8 protein-coding genes and 1 pseudogene are annotated in these 15792 nt (G+C 60.8%); 3 read left to right on the plus strand and 6 right to left on the minus strand.

Going from position 1 to position 15792, the window contains the following annotated elements:
* Nucleotides 1-9: 9 nt before the first annotated feature.
* The 6 genes from LOY67_RS14345 to LOY67_RS14370 all read right to left on the minus strand — a co-directional run bounded on the left by LOY67_RS14345 (nt 10) and on the right by LOY67_RS14370 (nt 9956).
* Nucleotides 10-417, minus strand: a complete 408-nt coding sequence (locus tag LOY67_RS14345) for a VOC family protein (protein ID WP_265063113.1) — start codon at nt 415-417, stop codon at nt 10-12.
* 24 nt (nt 418-441) lie between these two features.
* Nucleotides 442-867, minus strand: a complete 426-nt coding sequence (locus LOY67_RS14350; protein WP_265063114.1) for a YciI family protein — start codon at nt 865-867, stop codon at nt 442-444.
* Between the two features lie 149 nt (nt 868-1016).
* Nucleotides 1017-5468, minus strand: a complete 4452-nt coding sequence (locus LOY67_RS14355) for a M10 family metallopeptidase C-terminal domain-containing protein (RefSeq protein ID WP_265063115.1) — start codon at nt 5466-5468, stop codon at nt 1017-1019.
* 121 nt (nt 5469-5589) lie between these two features.
* Nucleotides 5590-6900, minus strand: coding sequence for a TolC family protein (locus tag LOY67_RS14360; protein ID WP_265063116.1), 1311 nt, complete (start codon nt 6898-6900; stop codon nt 5590-5592).
* 1 nt (nt 6901) lies between these two features.
* A complete protein-coding gene (locus tag LOY67_RS14365) occupies nt 6902-8221 on the minus strand; it encodes an HlyD family type I secretion periplasmic adaptor subunit (protein WP_265063117.1) in 1320 nt (439 codons plus the stop codon).
* 19 nt (nt 8222-8240) lie between these two features.
* Nucleotides 8241-9956, minus strand: a complete 1716-nt coding sequence (locus LOY67_RS14370) for a type I secretion system permease/ATPase (RefSeq protein WP_265063118.1) — start codon at nt 9954-9956, stop codon at nt 8241-8243.
* A gap of 466 nt (nt 9957-10422) precedes the next feature.
* On the opposite strand from LOY67_RS14370, the gene LOY67_RS14375 reads away from it, so the two are divergent.
* The 3 genes and pseudogenes from LOY67_RS14375 to LOY67_RS14385 all read left to right on the plus strand — a co-directional run bounded on the left by LOY67_RS14375 (nt 10423) and on the right by LOY67_RS14385 (nt 15782).
* Nucleotides 10423-11187 carry a substrate-binding periplasmic protein gene (locus LOY67_RS14375; protein ID WP_265063119.1) on the plus strand — a complete coding sequence of 255 codons (765 nt, stop codon included), beginning with the start codon at nt 10423-10425 and terminating at the stop codon, nt 11185-11187.
* 147 nt (nt 11188-11334) lie between these two features.
* Nucleotides 11335-12587: pseudogene (gene mexE / locus LOY67_RS14380) on the plus strand (multidrug efflux RND transporter periplasmic adaptor subunit MexE).
* Between the two features lie 15 nt (nt 12588-12602).
* Nucleotides 12603-15782, plus strand: coding sequence for an efflux RND transporter permease subunit (locus LOY67_RS14385; RefSeq protein WP_265063120.1), 3180 nt, complete (start codon nt 12603-12605; stop codon nt 15780-15782).
* The last annotated feature ends 10 nt before the right edge of the window (nt 15783-15792 follow it).

Genomic DNA, 15792 nt, shown 5'->3' on the forward strand with positions numbered 1-15792 from the left:
CCAACTCCCCTACTTCGTGCCCTCGCAGTTGATCATCCAGGCAATCCCGAAACGGTCTTCGAACATGGCGAAGCGTTCCGCCCAGAAAGTCTTCGCCAATGGCATGTGCACGCTGCCACCCGCGCTCAAGCCATTGAACAGTCGCTCGGCCTCCGCCACGCTGTCGACATTGAGGGACACCGACACGCCCTGCGGCTTCAGGTATGACTGGCCCGGCGGGCAATCGGAGGCCATCAGGCTGAAATCGCCTACGGTCAGGCAGGTGTGCAGGATCAGGTCGTTGTCCTTGGGCATGCCCGTCTCTTCAGGCGCCTCGGCGAAGGACATGGCAAACAGCTCGCCGCCCAGCACGTCCTTGTACAGGGCGAAGGCTTCCTTGCAGTTACCGTTGAAGGTCAGGTAAGGAATGATTCTCATGGTCGGATCTCCTGTTGTCAGGTTTCACGATTGATTGGGCATTTGCGCCCGAATGCGGTCTTCCTGCTCGCGTAGATCGGAGGTAAAGGCCTCGCCGAAATCCTCCATTTCGAAAATCTGGCGGATTTCGATCTCGCTGTCGCTGACCATCGGGTTCGGGCAACGCTTGACCCAGTCGATGGCCTCTTGCAGCGACTGGACCTGGAAGATCCAGAAGCCGGCGATCAGCTCCTTGGTTTCAGCAAAGGGGCCGTCGACGACGGTGCGGTTCTTGCCGGAAAACTGTACGCGCACGCCCTTGGCACTGGGGTGCAGGCCTTCGGCCGCGAGCATCACCCCGGCCTTGGCCAATTCTTCATTGTAGGCGCCCATGGCGGTCAGCAACGCTTCACTGGGCATTTCCCCGGCTTCGGATTCCGGGCTGGCTTTGACGATCACCAAAAATCGCATGGTCTTATCTCCTGGGGAATGGGATAAGCCGTTCTTGTAGCGGCTCGAGGGTTAGTCGAATGGTATAGAACGAAATCGACAGGCTGGCTGAATTATTTTTGTGGCGAGGGAATCTCTCCCCTCGCCACAATGACCCACGAGCCGATCGGTCAGGCGACCAGATCGTTGGCACTGAAGGTGTTGACACCCACCAGCTGGATTTCGAAATCCGCCCCCAGGCTGCCGTCGATATTGCCGGAAAGCACATGATCGACGAAGCGCAATTGCCCTGCACCGCTGAAGTCAGCCGCATCGATGAAGCTGAATTTGTTGAGCCCGGTGGCGAGGCTATTGGCATCCAGCTTCGACAGGTCGAGTTTATCGCCTTGGAGCCTGTTGAAATCCAGGATGACATCGCGAGCGTCACCGATGCCCAGTTCGTTCAATGCGCTGAACACAAATCGGTCGGCTCCGGCACCGCCGTTCAGGGTGTCAGTGCCAATGCCACCGATCAACAGGTCATTGCCCGCCCCGCCATCGAGTTGATCGTTACCTGCGCCCCCGTTCAGCGTGTTGCTGGCGGCGTTGCCGGTCAGCACGTTGTCCAGGGCGTTGCCGGTACCATTGATGAGGGCGGTGCCGGTCAGCGTGAGGCTTTCCAGGTTGGCACCCAAGGTCCAGCTTACCGAAGAACGAACGGTATCGATTTCGCTGTCCAGGGTACTGGCTTCGCTGACGATGTCCTTCAGGTTGTCGACGATATAGGTGTCGTTGCCGGTACCGCCGATCAAGGTATCGGCACCCGCACCGCCGTCCAGGGTGTCTGCGCCGTCCAGGCCACTCAACACGTTGGCGGCACTGTTGCCGAGCAGACTGTTGTCCGAGGCGTTGCCGACAAGGTTGATGGCGGCAATGCCGAGCAGTTGACCATCCTCGACGTTGGTCGACAGCGTATGGCTGACCGAAGTACGGACCAGGTCGCGGCCTTCATCGGCGAGTTCGGTGACCGTGTCACCGAGGTTGTCGACAACGTAGGTGTCGTTCCCCGCGCCGCCAATCAGCGTGTCCCGCCCGACTCCGCCATCCAGCACGTTGTTGCCGGCGTTGCCGGTCAGCACGTTGCCCAGGGCGTTGCCGGTGCCATTGATAGCAGCGGTACCGGTCAGCGTGAGGTTTTCCAGGTTAGCGCCCAGAGCCCAGTTTACCGAGGAACGCACCGTGTCGATTTCGCTGGCCAGGGTGCTGGTTTCGCTGACAACATCTTTGAGGTTATCAACCACGTAGGTGTCGTTGCCGGTACCGCCAATGAGGGTGTCGATGCCAACGCCACCGTCCAGCACGTTCGCACCCGCGTTGCCGGTGATGCGATTGTTCAGGGCATTGCCGGTACCGTCGATACTGCCCGTGCCGCTCAGCGTCAGGATCTCGAGATTGGTGCCGAGGGTGTAGCTGATGGACGAGACGACGCTATCGATTTCCGTGAGCGACGCACCTGCCTCAGTGATCGTGTCGCCGAGGTTGTCGACCACATAGGTGTCGTTGCCGGCTCCGCCAATCATCGTATCCGCACCGGCCAAGCCGTTGAGCACATTGGCAGCGGCGTTGCCGGTCAGCACGTTGTCCAACGCGTTGCCAGTAAGATTGATGGCTGCGATGCCAAGCAGTTGACCGTCCTCGACGTTGGTCGACAAGGTATAGCTGACCGCGGTGCGTATCAGGTCATGCCCTTCATCGGTAAGTTCGGTGACCTTGTCGCCAAGGTTATCGATGACATAGGTATCGTCACCGATGCCGCCAACCAAGATGTCGGCACCCGCTCGACCGTCAAGGATATCGTCGCCGGCCCCACCCTGGAGGGTGTTCACGGAAGCGTTGCCCACCAGGCTGTTGTCCAGGCTGTTACCGATCACCGTGAACACCCCGGTACCGTTCAGTGTGACGTTCTCGACGTTGACCAAGCTGCTGAGATTCAGGTCAACGACGCTGCTCAGCGAACTTGAAGCATAGGTGAGGGACAGGCTGTCAGTGCCTTGACCGGTCTGCTCTTGCAGAAGCGCCAGTTCACCCGCCTGATCGAGCACATAGGTGTCGTTCCCCGCCCCGCCGATCAGCGTGTCCCGCCCGGCTCCGCCATTCAACACGTTGTCGCCGGCATTGCCGGTCAGCACGTTGCTCAAGGCGTTGCCGGTGCCGTTGATAGCAGAGGAGCCGGTCAGCGTGAGGTTTTCCAGATTAGCGCCCAGAGCCCAGCTTACCGAGGAACGCACCGTGTCGATTTCGCTGGCCAGGGTGCTGGTTTCGCTGACAACATCTTTGAGGTTATCAACCACGTAGGTGTCGTTGCCGGTACCGCCAATGAGGGTGTCGATGCCAACGCCACCGTCCAGCACGTTCGCACCCGCGTTGCCGGTGATGCGATTGTTCAGGGCATTGCCGGTACCGTCGATACTGCCCGTGCCGCTCAGCGTCAGGATCTCGAGATTGGTGCCGAGGGTGTAGCTGATGGATGAGACGACGCTATCGATTTCCGTGAGCGACGCACCTGCCTCAGTTATCGTGTCGCTGAGGTTGTCGACCACATAGGTATCGTTGCCGGCTCCGCCAATCATCGTATCCGCACCGCCGAGGCCATTGAGCACGTTGGCGGCGGCGTTGCCGGTCAGCACGTTGTCCAGGGTGTTGCCAGTAAGATTGATGGCTGCGATGCCAAGCAGTTGACCGTCCTCGACGTTGGTCGACAAGGTATAGCTGACCGCGGTGCGTATCAGGTCATGCCCTTCATCGGTAAGTTCGGTGACCTTGTCGCCAAGGTTATCGATGACATAGGTATCGTCACCGATGCCGCCAACCAAGATGTCGGCACCCGCTCGACCGTCAAGGATATCGTCGCCGGCCCCACCCTGGAGGGTGTTCACGGAAGCGTTGCCCACCAGGCTGTTGTCCAGGCTGTTACCGATCACCGTGAACACTCCGGTACCGTTCAGTGTGACGTTCTCGACGTTGACCAAGCTGCTGAGATTCAGGTCAACGACGCTGCTCAGCGAACTTGAAGCATAGGTGAGGGACAGGTTGTCAGTGCCTTGACCGGTCTGCTCTTGCAGAAGCGCCAGTTCACCCGCCTGATCGAGCACATAGGTGTCGTTCCCCGCCCCGCCGATCAGCGTGTCCCGCCCGGCTCCGCCATTCAACACGTTGTCGCCGGCATTGCCGGTCAGCACGTTGCTAAAGGCGTTGCCGGTGCCGTTGATAGCAGAGGAGCCGGTCAGCGTGAGGTTTTCCAGATTAGCGCCCAGAGCCCAGCTTACCGAGGAACGCACCGTGTCGATTTCGCTGGCCAGGGTGCTGGTTTCGCTGACAACATCTTTGAGGTTATCAACCACGTAGGTGTCGTTGCCGGTACCGCCAATGAGGGTGTCGATGCCAACGCCACCGTCCAGCACGTTCGCACCCGCGTTGCCGGTGATGCGATTGTTCAGGGCATTGCCGGTACCATCGATACTGCCCGTGCCGCTCAGCGTCAGGATCTCGAGATTGGTGCCGAGGGTGTAGCTGATGGATGAGAGGACACTGTCGATTTCCGTCAGCGAGGCACTTTCCTCGGTGATCGTGTCTCCGATGTTGTCCACCACATAGATATCATTGCCCGCTCCGCCAATCATCGTATCCGCACCACCGAGACCATTCAGAACGTTGCCCAGTGCATTGCCTATCAGGGTATCGTCATTGACCGACCCGACTGCGTTTTCGATCTTGGCGCCATAAGCTATCGCCAGCCCTTCATTGAAGTCTTCCTGCGTATCCAGGTTCAGGAAGGCTTTGCCAATCTGGCTGAACGCCCCCTCATTCAAGTTGATACGAACCGCTGCCGCCTGATTACTGGCATTGATCGTGTCATTGCCGCCAGCGTCCCAGATCGTCTCGAAAACCGACTGGTCAGCCGCCCAGCTATAGGTGTTATTCCCAGTCTGCCACTGGGTGTTGGCGCCATAGAGACTCTGGATGGCGGCAATATCCAAGAGCATGGGCGTGGTCGGCTCGTAGGAGTACGCGTTGGTGTAGCTCATGATCGTGTAGCGAACGTCATCGAACTGAGTATCAAGCACCGTAGCGTTTGACGAGCTTGGGGAGAACGAATGCTTGAGTCCGAGCGTATGACCGATCTCATGCATGAAGGTCAGGTAATCGTAGGTGCCCTGGGCGGGATGCGGGTCGTTGGTCACCGGTCCAATCCAGACATCACCGGCTGCGGCGCTTCGGCCGGGGAAATACCCCCAGGCCGCAGTGTTGGTGTCCATGTTGGAATAACCGCCGAATCGCAAGTCACCGACGTTGGTTGCAGTGTCGGTGACCGGTGTGAACTTGATGTTGGCGACCGAGCTCCATTCGCCAAGTGCACTGACAATGGCGTTTTTCTGCGCCGACGGCAAGGCGTAGCTGGCCCTGTACTCATTGTCATCGCTATAGGAGCGGGCGAACAAGGAATTCATGGTCATGAAACTGTACGTCAGGGACGTAGTGGACGCACCGTGAGTCCAATAAGTGCCATAGATCAAACTGTCGACTTGCGCATTGCCCGTCAGTCTTGCAGTTGAAACAGATGAATAACCAAGTGGGCTAGGCATGCAAAGCTTCCTGTAAGCAAATCTGCGACCTTTCCTGGGACGCGGCCGCTGCAGAGATCATGGTGTTGGAAAATGGCGACATTGATATCACCATGCCACTAATTTTGCAATTCTGACGCTATTATTTTGGCGCGACAAGCCATTGGTTAGCCTGGCGAATATCCCCATCCCCCAACCTGCCACTCCAGCGATGCAGCACAAGCAAACTGGTGACGAATCGATACTGGGACTGATAGAAATCACGCCGTGCGCGAGACTCTTCCTTGATGCTGTCCAAGACGTCGACGGCGTTCTTGACGCCATACCCGAAAGCTTTTTCCGTGGCTATCCGTGATTTTTCAGCGGACTCCAGCGCGTGGCGCGTTGCCTTGATCCGGCTGAGTTCGGCCGTCATCCCGAGATAGGCGGTGCGGGTTTCCTTGATCACCTGGCGCCGCAAGGCTTCCAGCTCTTGCTGAGCGGCTTCCTTGTCGCTTTCGGACGTGGATACCCGGGCGCTGGTGGATCCACCACTGTAGAGCGGCACCTGCAGATCCAGGGAGGCGACGAGGTTGTCCGAGCGCGGTGTTACCGCGCCCTCATAGCCGATGTCGCTGCGTTGCGCCGTCAGGTTCAGGCCCAGGCGGGGCAGATGGCCGGCCCTGGCTTCGCCGATGGCCGCCTCGGCGGCACGGATGCTGTGCTCGCGGGCATGCAGGGCCGGGTTGCTGTCGAGTGCCGTCTGCACCCAATAGTCCGGGGTTTGCGCCGGCAGACTGAAGGCAGGGTTATCGCCGATGCGCTTGAACGGCTCCTGGACATCGCGCCCTACCAATTCGGAAATGGCTTCCCGACTGACCTGGACCTTGTTGCCGGCTTCGATCTCGTCCGCCTTGAGCGCATCCACCCGCGCCTCAAGGTCAAGCGTATCGGTCACCATCGCCATCTGCCGCGCATACAGCGCATTGACGCGCTTGAGGTTGCGCTCGGTCGCTTCCAGTTCGCTGCGCACCAGGGACAGTTCATCCTCCGCCGCGAGCACCGCGAAGTAGCGTTCGGACAAGTCGATACTGGATTGCACCTGGGTGTCGTCGGATTCGTATTCGCTCTGCCGGGCCAGTTCGATGTATTTCTGGTAGCTGCGCCAGACCTGCGGGTCGTAGATCACCTGACTGAGCGCCACGGCCATGCGCTTGCCGTTGTACTGGATACGGCTCAGGTCATCGTCACGCCGGCCGCGATTGACACTGCCGCTTGCGTTGAGCTGTGGCAGCAGTTGGCCCAGGGCCGCACGCTCGTTGCCCTCCCCGCTATGGATCCGGGCTTGCGCCCGCAGAATGCGCGGATCGGCACCCTGCGCTTCCTGATGAAGCTGCCACAGGTCTATGGAAGTGTCCTCGGCAATAGCGCCAAGCGACATGAGGAGCAGACAGATCGCGATCAGAGACTTCATGTCAGTCCTCGATCAACGAACGAGCAAAAGCATTGCTGGCTGGTTGCATCAAGTACTGCAACAGCGTCCGCTCGCCGGTATTGATCAGCACTTCGACCGGCATGCCCGGCACCAGGGTCAAGCCGCCCAGCGTCTGACGCCCCTTGTCGGTCATCGCCACCCTTGCCAGGTAATACGGCGCGCCGGTGTCCTTGTTGATCAGGCGATCGGCGGATACCTGCACCAGTTGCCCTTCGACGACTGGCGTAGCGCTGTTCTTGAACGCACTGAAACGAATGTTTGCCAACTTGCCCACGGCAATCCGGTCGATGTCCATCGGCGAAACCTGGGCTTCGACGATCAGCTCTTCGTTGGCCGGGACGATGTCCAGCAACGCCGTGCCGGGACTGACCACCGCACCCAGGGTATGGACGGTCATGCCCATGACCATGCCCGACTCGGGTGCGAGGATGTCGGTGCGCTGGTCGCGATCCTGCAGGGTCGCCAGCCGCTCGCGCAGCTCGTACACCTTGGTGCGGGCATCACCCAACAGGCCGGCGACTTCGCTGGCAAAGGTCTTCTTCAGTTGCAGAATCTTCAGCGTCGCCTCGTCGACATTGACCCGCGCCTGGGCAATCTGGGACTGGCTTTCGGCAATTTCCGCCTGCAGGCGGGAGAGACTGCGCTCCTGCTCGCGCAGACGCTGCTTGTCTACGTAGCCCTCGGCGAGCAGCGCTCGCAAATCGACAATCTCATCCTGGTAGGACGCTGCCAGCATCTGCTTGCTGGCGATGATGGTCTTGAAGCCGCGAATCTGTTCTTCGATTTGTCCGATGGTCTTTTCCTGTAGGCCGATTTCCCCCAGCAAGGAGTTCCGCCGGGCCTGAAAGATCCGTGCTTCACTGTCACGGGCCTCATGCACTCGCGGATCAGCGGGATCCAGGGTCGGCACGGCGGTCGGCTCGGGCAGTGCGTCCCGCTCGGCCTCCAGTCGGGCCTGCAACTCGAGCGCGGCGATCAACTGGCTACGCATGGCTTCCATTTCCGAGCGCGCCTGGGTGTTGTCGAGCACCAGCAACACATCGCCAGCGCTCACCCGATCGCCGTCATGAACGCGCAGTTCGCGGACGATGCCGCCTTCAAGATGCTGTACGGTCTTGCGGTAACTTTTGACCGTGACCACGCCCGGCGCCAATGCGGCACTGTCGAGCGGCGCCAGGCTGGCCCAGCCGCCGAACAGGCCGAAAGTGACCAATAGCATGAGGTAGCCGATGCGTCGTGCCGGTCCATCATCGATCGGCAGCGCGGGCACGTGGGCGGATGAAGGTTGATTGTTTTGCATGAAAGGGTTCGTCCGCTGCTTACGATTGAATCGCGGTGGCCGGCTGGACCGCGGGCGCAACGCCCTGCAATCGCGCCAGGACCTTGTCCCGCGGGCCGAACAGACTCAGCTCGCCCTGATTGAGCACCAACAACTTGTCCACCTGCGCCAGCACTCCGGAACGATGGGTGATGACAAATACCGTGGCCCGACTCTGCCGGAGTTTATGCAGGGCTTCGGCAAGCATTTTTTCGCCGGCGTCATCCAGGTTGGAGTTGGGCTCGTCGAGTATCACCAGGCGCGGTTCGCCGTATAAAGCACGGGCCAGGCCGACGCGTTGACGCTGGCCGCCGGATAATCCACCGCCATTGGCACCGATCACGGTGTCGTAGCCCTCGGGCAATTGCAGCACCAGTTCATGCACACCGGCCATGCGCGCGGCGGCGACCACAGCAGGCGCGTTCGCCGGGCCGAAACGCGAGATATTCTGGCTGATGGTGCCCTCGAACAATTCGATGTCCTGGGGCAGATAACCGATGTACTGGCCCAATTCATCGCGGCGCCATTGACTGATGTCCGCATCGTCCAGGCGCACGGTACCGGCCTGGCTTGGCCAGATCCCCAACAGTGCCCGGGCCAGGGTTGATTTGCCGGCACCGCTGGGGCCAATGATGCCGACCACTTCCCCTGCGGCAACCTGGAAGCCCAGGCCGCGGATGATCGGTTTGCGCGCGTCGGGGGCGCCGACCGACAGCCCTTCGACACGAATCGCCCCCTCCGGCGCGGGCAACGGCATGCGCTCGGGCTCTGCGGCAACCTTGACCAGCAATTCATGGAGCCGGGCGTACTGCGAGCGTGCCCCGAGAAAACCCTTCCACACGCCGATCATCTGGTCGATAGGCGCCAATGCACGTCCCAGCAAAATCGAGCCGGCAATCATCAATCCAGGCGAAATCTGGTGGGTGATCGTCAAATAGGCGCCCAGGCCCAGCACCAGGGACTGGACGATCTGACGGAATGTCCTGGACACCGCCGAAATGGTTGCACCGCGATCGCTGGCCAGGCTCTGCAGGACCAGGACCTCATGGATCCGCCGACTCCAGTGCTGGCGCAGGCTTGCAAGCATGCCCATGGATTCGACCACTTCGGCATTGCGCAGGCTCTTGGTGATGAATGTGGTAGCGGTCATCTGCTCGCGGTTAGCTGCCTGCAACGGTGAGCGCGTGAGCTTTTCGTTGGCGAAAGCCAATGCACCCAGCAACAATGCGCTCAGTATCCCCATCCAACCGTACCAGGGATGAAAAACGAACATGACGCCCAGGTAGATTGGAATCCAGGGCGCATCGAAAAATGCAAAGAGGCCGTTACCGGTCAGGAACTGGCGCAAGGCGCTCAGATCGCTCAATGGTTGGGCCGAGGCGTTCATGCCACCGGTATTGAGTGCCTGCTTGAAACTGGCATCGAACAGCCGCTGCCCCAGCAATGAGTCCAGGCGCGTACTGACTCGCACCATTATTCGCGAGCGCACCCACTCCAGGCCGCCCATCGTGGTCATCAACAGCAACATGATCAGCGTCAGCATCAACAAGGTCGACAGGCTGGCGCTGCCGACCGCGCGGTCATACACCTGCAGCATGTAGAACGACGGCACCAGCATCAGCAAATTGACGAAGAAACTGAAAAAGCCAACGGACAGAAAACTGCCCTTGCAGAGGGCAAGAGCGCTTTCCAGCTCGGTCCGGGGTTGGGCTGACATGGTTCATTACCTGAGGTCGACCTAGTGTCAACCTGTGAAAATCGTAGTAATCACTGGCGCATGAACGCCTTGAGGAACGTCGGCAGACGCCTCTGAAGCGCCCGCGCGGTTTGAGCTGCCTGCGTTGTATCGGCAGGGGCCGTACGGTTCTGAAGGGGGAAAATAAAAATTGCACGACGGATCGTCCAAGGCAGCCCGGTGCTGATCCATACGCCTCGAAACAGATATGCCACCCGTTCGCCGGACAAGGGTCAACACACAAGACCCACGGCAACGGAATGATCTATACCTACAGAAATACGCAGTCAGGCCAAGGCGACCGAATTGACCTGTCTGGATGAAGCGATCATGGCGAGGCCGTTTCCGGATGCGCACGTTGCATGCCTCAATGACTTGCGAGGTGCTGTTTCACCGCGCCGGCCACGGTAGAATGCCGCACCCTTTTTCAATGCCTGAAGTATCGATCATGAGCCGGATCACCTGCGTGTTGAATGTTTGCTCCAAAGCACTTTCAAGGCTTTGCCTGTTGCTATCGCTGCTGGTCGTCCACACAGCACACAGCGAGCCCAAGCCGATTGAGCTGCACATCCTGGATGCGCCGCCGCTGACCTTCGTCAACGACCCCAGGGGCTACGGCATCGTCGGCGATATCGGCGTGCAAGCCATGATCAAGGCCGGTTATGCGGTGAAAATCCATGTATTGCCCTGGGCCAGGGCACAAAAACATGTCAGCGAGGAACGAGATCATCTGATCACGCCCCTGTCGCGCATCCCCGGGCGTGAAGACCACTTCACCTGGATCGCCAACATCATGCCGATGGAGCGGGCCTTTTTCAGCCTTGACCGGCAGGTGAGCAACTTTGCGCAGGCCAGGGAAACCTACCGCAAGATCGGCGTCGGCCTGGGCAGTGCGCAGGAAGAGATCCTCCGTACCGAGGGGTTCAGCAACGATCAGATCTACCCGCTGGCCATCGGTGACAACCCCGCCCAGATGCTGCTGATGGGGCGTATCGACGCCTGGTTCAACGGCGTTCCGGAAAGCCGCTACATCTGGCCGAAGGTGTCCACGCGCAAGCTGCTCATAAGCCCGGTCAACAGCCATGCCGACCTTTACCTGGCCTGTTCGAAGCAATGTTCTCCAAAAATGGTCGAGGCCTTGCGCGAGGCCGTCGAGGCGCTGCGCGAGGACGGTACTATCGAGCGCGTGCATGACCTCTACCTGCCGCAATAACCAGAGGGCACCTCGCCACGCTTCATTTGCAAGCGGACGGCGCTTATATCATTCCGAATGATAGTTACCTTTACTTCGTTCGATTCGTTCCCCCGTATCCCGCCACGCATCATCCGCCCATCTCAATACACTTGGCGGATGCTATCCATGGAACACTCACTTTCAAAACTGCGCTTTCCCCTTGCACTGCTGGCGGTGCTGGTGATGAGCGCCTGTGGCAAGACACCTGACACGGCAGTGTCCATGCCGGCCGCCAAGGTCAGTGTGGCCAAGGTACTGGAACAGCCGGTCAACGAATGGGATGAGTTCACCGGGCGCCTCGAAGCACCGGAAACCGTGGAGATTCGTCCACGGGTTTCAGGGCAGATCGACGAAGTGGCCTTCACCGAAGGCGCGCTGGTCAAGAAAGGCGACCTGCTGTTCCAGATCGACCCTCGCCCCTTCCAGGCTGAAGTGCGTCGTCTCGAAGCCCAACTGGCCCAGGCCCGCGCCACGGCCACCCGCAGCGAGAACGAAGCCCAGCGTGGCGAACGCCTGCGCCAGAGCAATGCCATTTCCGCCGAGCTGGCAGACTCGCGCACCAGCGCCGCCCAGGAAGCCCGTGCCGCCGCCGCAGCGATTCAGGCGCAATTGGACCTGGCCAAGCTGAACCTGAGCTTCACCCGGGTCACCTCGCCCATCAACGGTCGCGTCAGCCGTGCGGAAATCACCGCCGGCAACCTGGTGACCGCCGATGTGACCGCGCTCACCAGCGTGGTTTCCACCGACAAGGTCTACGCCTACTTCGACGCCGACGAGCGTGTCTTTCTCAAATACACCCAACTCGCCCGCCAGGGCCAGCGCGGCCAGGCCACGCCGGTCTACATGGGCCTGTCCAACGAGGACGGCAACCCGCACCAGGGCCAGATGAACTTCATCGACAACCAGGTCAACCCGCAGACCGGCACCATCCGTGGCCGCGCCGTGTTCGACAACAAGGACGGCGCCTACACCCCGGCCTGTATGCCCGGCTGAAGCTGGTGGGCAGTGGCACCTACTCCGCCGTGCTGATCAACGACGAAGCCGTGGGCACCGACCTGGGCAAGAAATTCGTGCTGGTGATGGACGCCGACAACAAGCCGGCGTATCGCCCCGTCGAGCTGGGGCCGAAGATCGAAGGCCTGCGCATCGTACGTAGCGGCCTGAGCAAGGACGACACCATCATCGTCAAGGGGCTGCAACGGGCTCGCCCAGGAGCACCGGTCACGCCTGAAGTCGTGCCGATGGCCAGCGAACAGACCCTCGCCGCCCTGGCTCAACAACGCAAAGCGCTCGAAGCCAGCAACCTGCCCCAAGTCGCGCCGTCCAAGGCGACATCCACGGCGGCGGGAAAACTGGCCGTTGCGACCCCACGCGGTTAAGGAACTGAACTCAAGATGAAATTTTCCCAGTTCTTCATTTCACGGCCGATCTTCGCAGCGGTGCTTTCGCTGCTGATCCTGATCGCCGGCGCCATCTCGCTGTTCCAGTTGCCGATCAGCGAATACCCCGAAGTCGTGCCGCCCACCGTGGTCGTGCGGGCCAACTTCCCGGGCGCCAACCCCAAGGTCATCGGTGAAACCGTGGCCGCGCCCCTGGAGCAGGCCATCACCGGCATCGAGAACATGCTCTACATGTCCTCGCAGTCCACCGCCGACGGCAAGATCACCCTGACCATCACCTTTGCCCTGGGCACCGACCTGGATAACGCCCAGGTGCAGGTGCAGAACCGCGTCACCCGGACCGAGCCCAAGCTCCCGGAAGAAGTGACCCGGATCGGCATCACGGTGGACAAGGCGTCGCCCGACCTGACCATGGTCGTGCACTTGACCTCGCCGGACAAACGCTACGACATGCTCTACCTGTCCAACTACGCCCTGCTCAACATCAAGGATGAGCTGGCGCGCCTGGGCGGCGTGGGTGATGTGCAACTGTTCGGCATGGGCGATTACTCCCTGCGGGTCTGGCTGGATCCGAACAAGACTGCTTCGCGCAACCTGACCGCCACCGACGTAGTCACCGCCATCCGCGAGCAGAACCGCCAGGTCGCCGCCGGTGCCCTGGGTGCGCCGCCGGCACCGAATGCCCAAGCCTTCCAGCTCTCGATCAATACCCAGGGTCGCCTGGTGAACGAGGAAGAGTTCGAGAACATCATCATCCGTTCCGGCGCCAACGGTGAGATCACTCGCCTGAAGGACATCGCCCGCATTGAGCTGGGCTCCAGCCAATACGCCCTGCGCTCGTTGCTCGACAACCAGCCGGCGGTGGCAATCCCGATCTTCCAGCGTCCAGGTTCCAACGCCATTCAGATCTCCAACGACGTCCATGCCAAGATGGACGAGCTGAAGAAGAACTTCCCGGCGGGCATGGACTACAGCATCGTCTACGACCCGACGATCTTCGTGCGCGGTTCCATCGAGGCGGTGGTGCACACCCTGTTCGAAGCGCTGATCCTCGTGGTGCTGGTGGTGATCCTGTTCCTGCAGACCTGGCGCGCCTCGATCATCCCGCTGGTGGCCGTGCCGGTGTCGTTGATCGGTACGTTCGCCGTGATGCACCTGTTCGGCTTCTCGTTGAACGCCCTTTCGCTGTTCGGGTTGGTACTGGCCATCGGTATCGTGGTGGACGACGCCATCGTCGTGGTGGAGAACGTCGAACGCAACATCGGCCTCGGCCTCACTCCGGTGGACGCGACCAAGCGTGCCATGAGCGAAGTGACCGGCCCGATCATTGCCACCGCACTGGTACTCTGCGCGGTGTTCATTCCGGCGGCGTTCATCAGCGGCTTGACCGGGCAGTTCTATAAGCAGTTCGCCCTGACCATTGCCATTTCCACCGTGATCTCGGCGTTCAACTCCCTGACCCTGTCGCCGGCCCTGGCCGCGGTATTGCTCAAGAGCCATGACGCGCCCAAGGACCGTTTCTCCAGGTTCCTCGATGCACTGCTGGGCAGCTGGCTGTTCCGCCCGTTCAACCGCTTCTTCGACCGTGCCAGCCACAGCTATGTAGGCGCCGTGGGCCGTGTGATCCGCAGCAGCGGCATCGCCCTGTTCGTCTACGCGGGCCTGATGGTGCTGACATTCTTCGGCTTCTCCAACACCCCGACCGGCTTCGTGCCCGGCCAGGACAAGCAATACCTGGTGGCCTTCGCCCAACTGCCGGATGCCGCGAGCCTGGACCGCACCGAAGACGTGATCAAGCGCATGTCCGACCTGGCGCTCAAGCAACCGGGTGTGCAAAGCGCGGTGGCCTTCCCGGGCCTGTCGATCAACGGTTTCACCAACAGCCCGAACGCCGGCATCGTGTTCGTGACCCTCAAGCCCTTCGACGAGCGCAAGGACCCGAGCCAGTCGGCCGGGGCCATCGCTGGTGCCTTGAACGGCCAGTTCGCGGGCATCCAGGAAGCCTACATGGCGATCTTCCCGCCGCCGCCGGTACAGGGGCTGGGTACGATCGGTGGTTTCCGCCTGCAGATCGAAGACCGGGGCAACCTGGGCTACGACGAGCTGTACAAGGAAACCATGAACATCATCACCAAGAGCCGCAGCGTGCCGGAACTGGCCGGGTTGTTCACCAGCTACACCGTGAACGTGCCTCAGGTCGATGCCGCCATCGACCGGGAAAAAGCCAAGACCCACGGCGTGGCCGTCAGCGACATCTTCAACACCCTGCAGATCTACCTGGGTTCGCTGTATGCCAACGACTTCAACCGCTTCGGCCGCACCTACCAGGTCAACGTCCAGGCCGAGCAGCAGTTCCGCCTCGAATCGGACCAGATCGGCCAGCTCAAGGTGCGCAACAACCGTGGCGAGATGATCCCGCTGGCGACCTTCATCAAGGTCAGCGACTCCTCGGGACCCGACCGCGTGATGCATTACAACGGCTTCATCACCGCTGAAATCAACGGTGCCGCCGCGCCGGGCTACAGCTCCGGCCAGGCCGAGAAGGCCATCGAGAAACTGCTCAAGGACGAATTGCCCAACGGCATGACCTACGAGTGGACCGACCTGACGTACCAGCAGATCCTCTCGGGCAACACCGCGCTGTTCGTGTTCCCGCTCTGCGTGCTGCTGGCGTTCCTGGTGCTCGCGGCGCAGTACGAAAGCTGGAGCCTGCCGCTGGCGGTGATCCTGATCGTACCGATGACCCTGCTGTCCGCCATTACCGGGGTGATCCTGTCCGGCGGCGACAACAACATCTTTACCCAGATCGGCCTGATCGTACTGGTGGGGCTTGCCTGCAAGAACGCGATCCTGATCGTCGAGTTCGCCAAGGACAAGCAGCTCGAGGGCATGAACCCGCTGGCCGCGGTCCTGGAAGCCTGCCGCCTGCGTCTGCGGCCGATCCTGATGACCTCCGTGGCCTTCATCATGGGCGTGGTGCCCCTGGTGTTCTCCAGCGGTGCCGGTGCGGAAATGCGCCATGCCATGGGTGTCGCGGTGTTCTCGGGGATGCTCGGTGTGACCTTCTTCGGCCTGCTGCTCACCCCGGTGTTCTATGTACTGATCCGTAACTTCGTCGAGCGCAGCGAGGCCCGCAAGGCCGCCCGGGCGTTGAAACTGGAGACGCAACAATGAGCTTGGCAAC

The organism is Pseudomonas sp. B21-056 (assembly GCF_026016325.1).
GTDB lineage: Bacteria > Pseudomonadota > Gammaproteobacteria > Pseudomonadales > Pseudomonadaceae > Aquipseudomonas.

Excerpts from the sequence above, each read along its gene's own strand:
- LOY67_RS14345 (WP_265063113.1), bottom strand. The coding sequence starts at position 417 with ATGAGAATCATTCCTTACCTGACCTTCAACGGTAACTGCAAGGAAGCC.
- LOY67_RS14350 (WP_265063114.1), bottom strand. The coding sequence starts at position 867 with ATGCGATTTTTGGTGATCGTCAAAGCCAGCCCGGAATCCGAAGCCGGG.
- LOY67_RS14355 (WP_265063115.1), bottom strand. The coding sequence starts at position 5,468 with ATGCCTAGCCCACTTGGTTATTCATCTGTTTCAACTGCAAGACTGACG.
- LOY67_RS14360 (WP_265063116.1), bottom strand. The coding sequence starts at position 6,900 with ATGAAGTCTCTGATCGCGATCTGTCTGCTCCTCATGTCGCTTGGCGCT.
- LOY67_RS14365 (WP_265063117.1), bottom strand. The coding sequence starts at position 8,221 with ATGCAAAACAATCAACCTTCATCCGCCCACGTGCCCGCGCTGCCGATC.
- LOY67_RS14370 (WP_265063118.1), bottom strand. The coding sequence starts at position 9,956 with ATGTCAGCCCAACCCCGGACCGAGCTGGAAAGCGCTCTTGCCCTCTGC.
- LOY67_RS14375 (WP_265063119.1), top strand. The coding sequence starts at position 10,423 with ATGAGCCGGATCACCTGCGTGTTGAATGTTTGCTCCAAAGCACTTTCA.
- LOY67_RS14385 (WP_265063120.1), top strand. The coding sequence starts at position 12,603 with ATGAAATTTTCCCAGTTCTTCATTTCACGGCCGATCTTCGCAGCGGTG.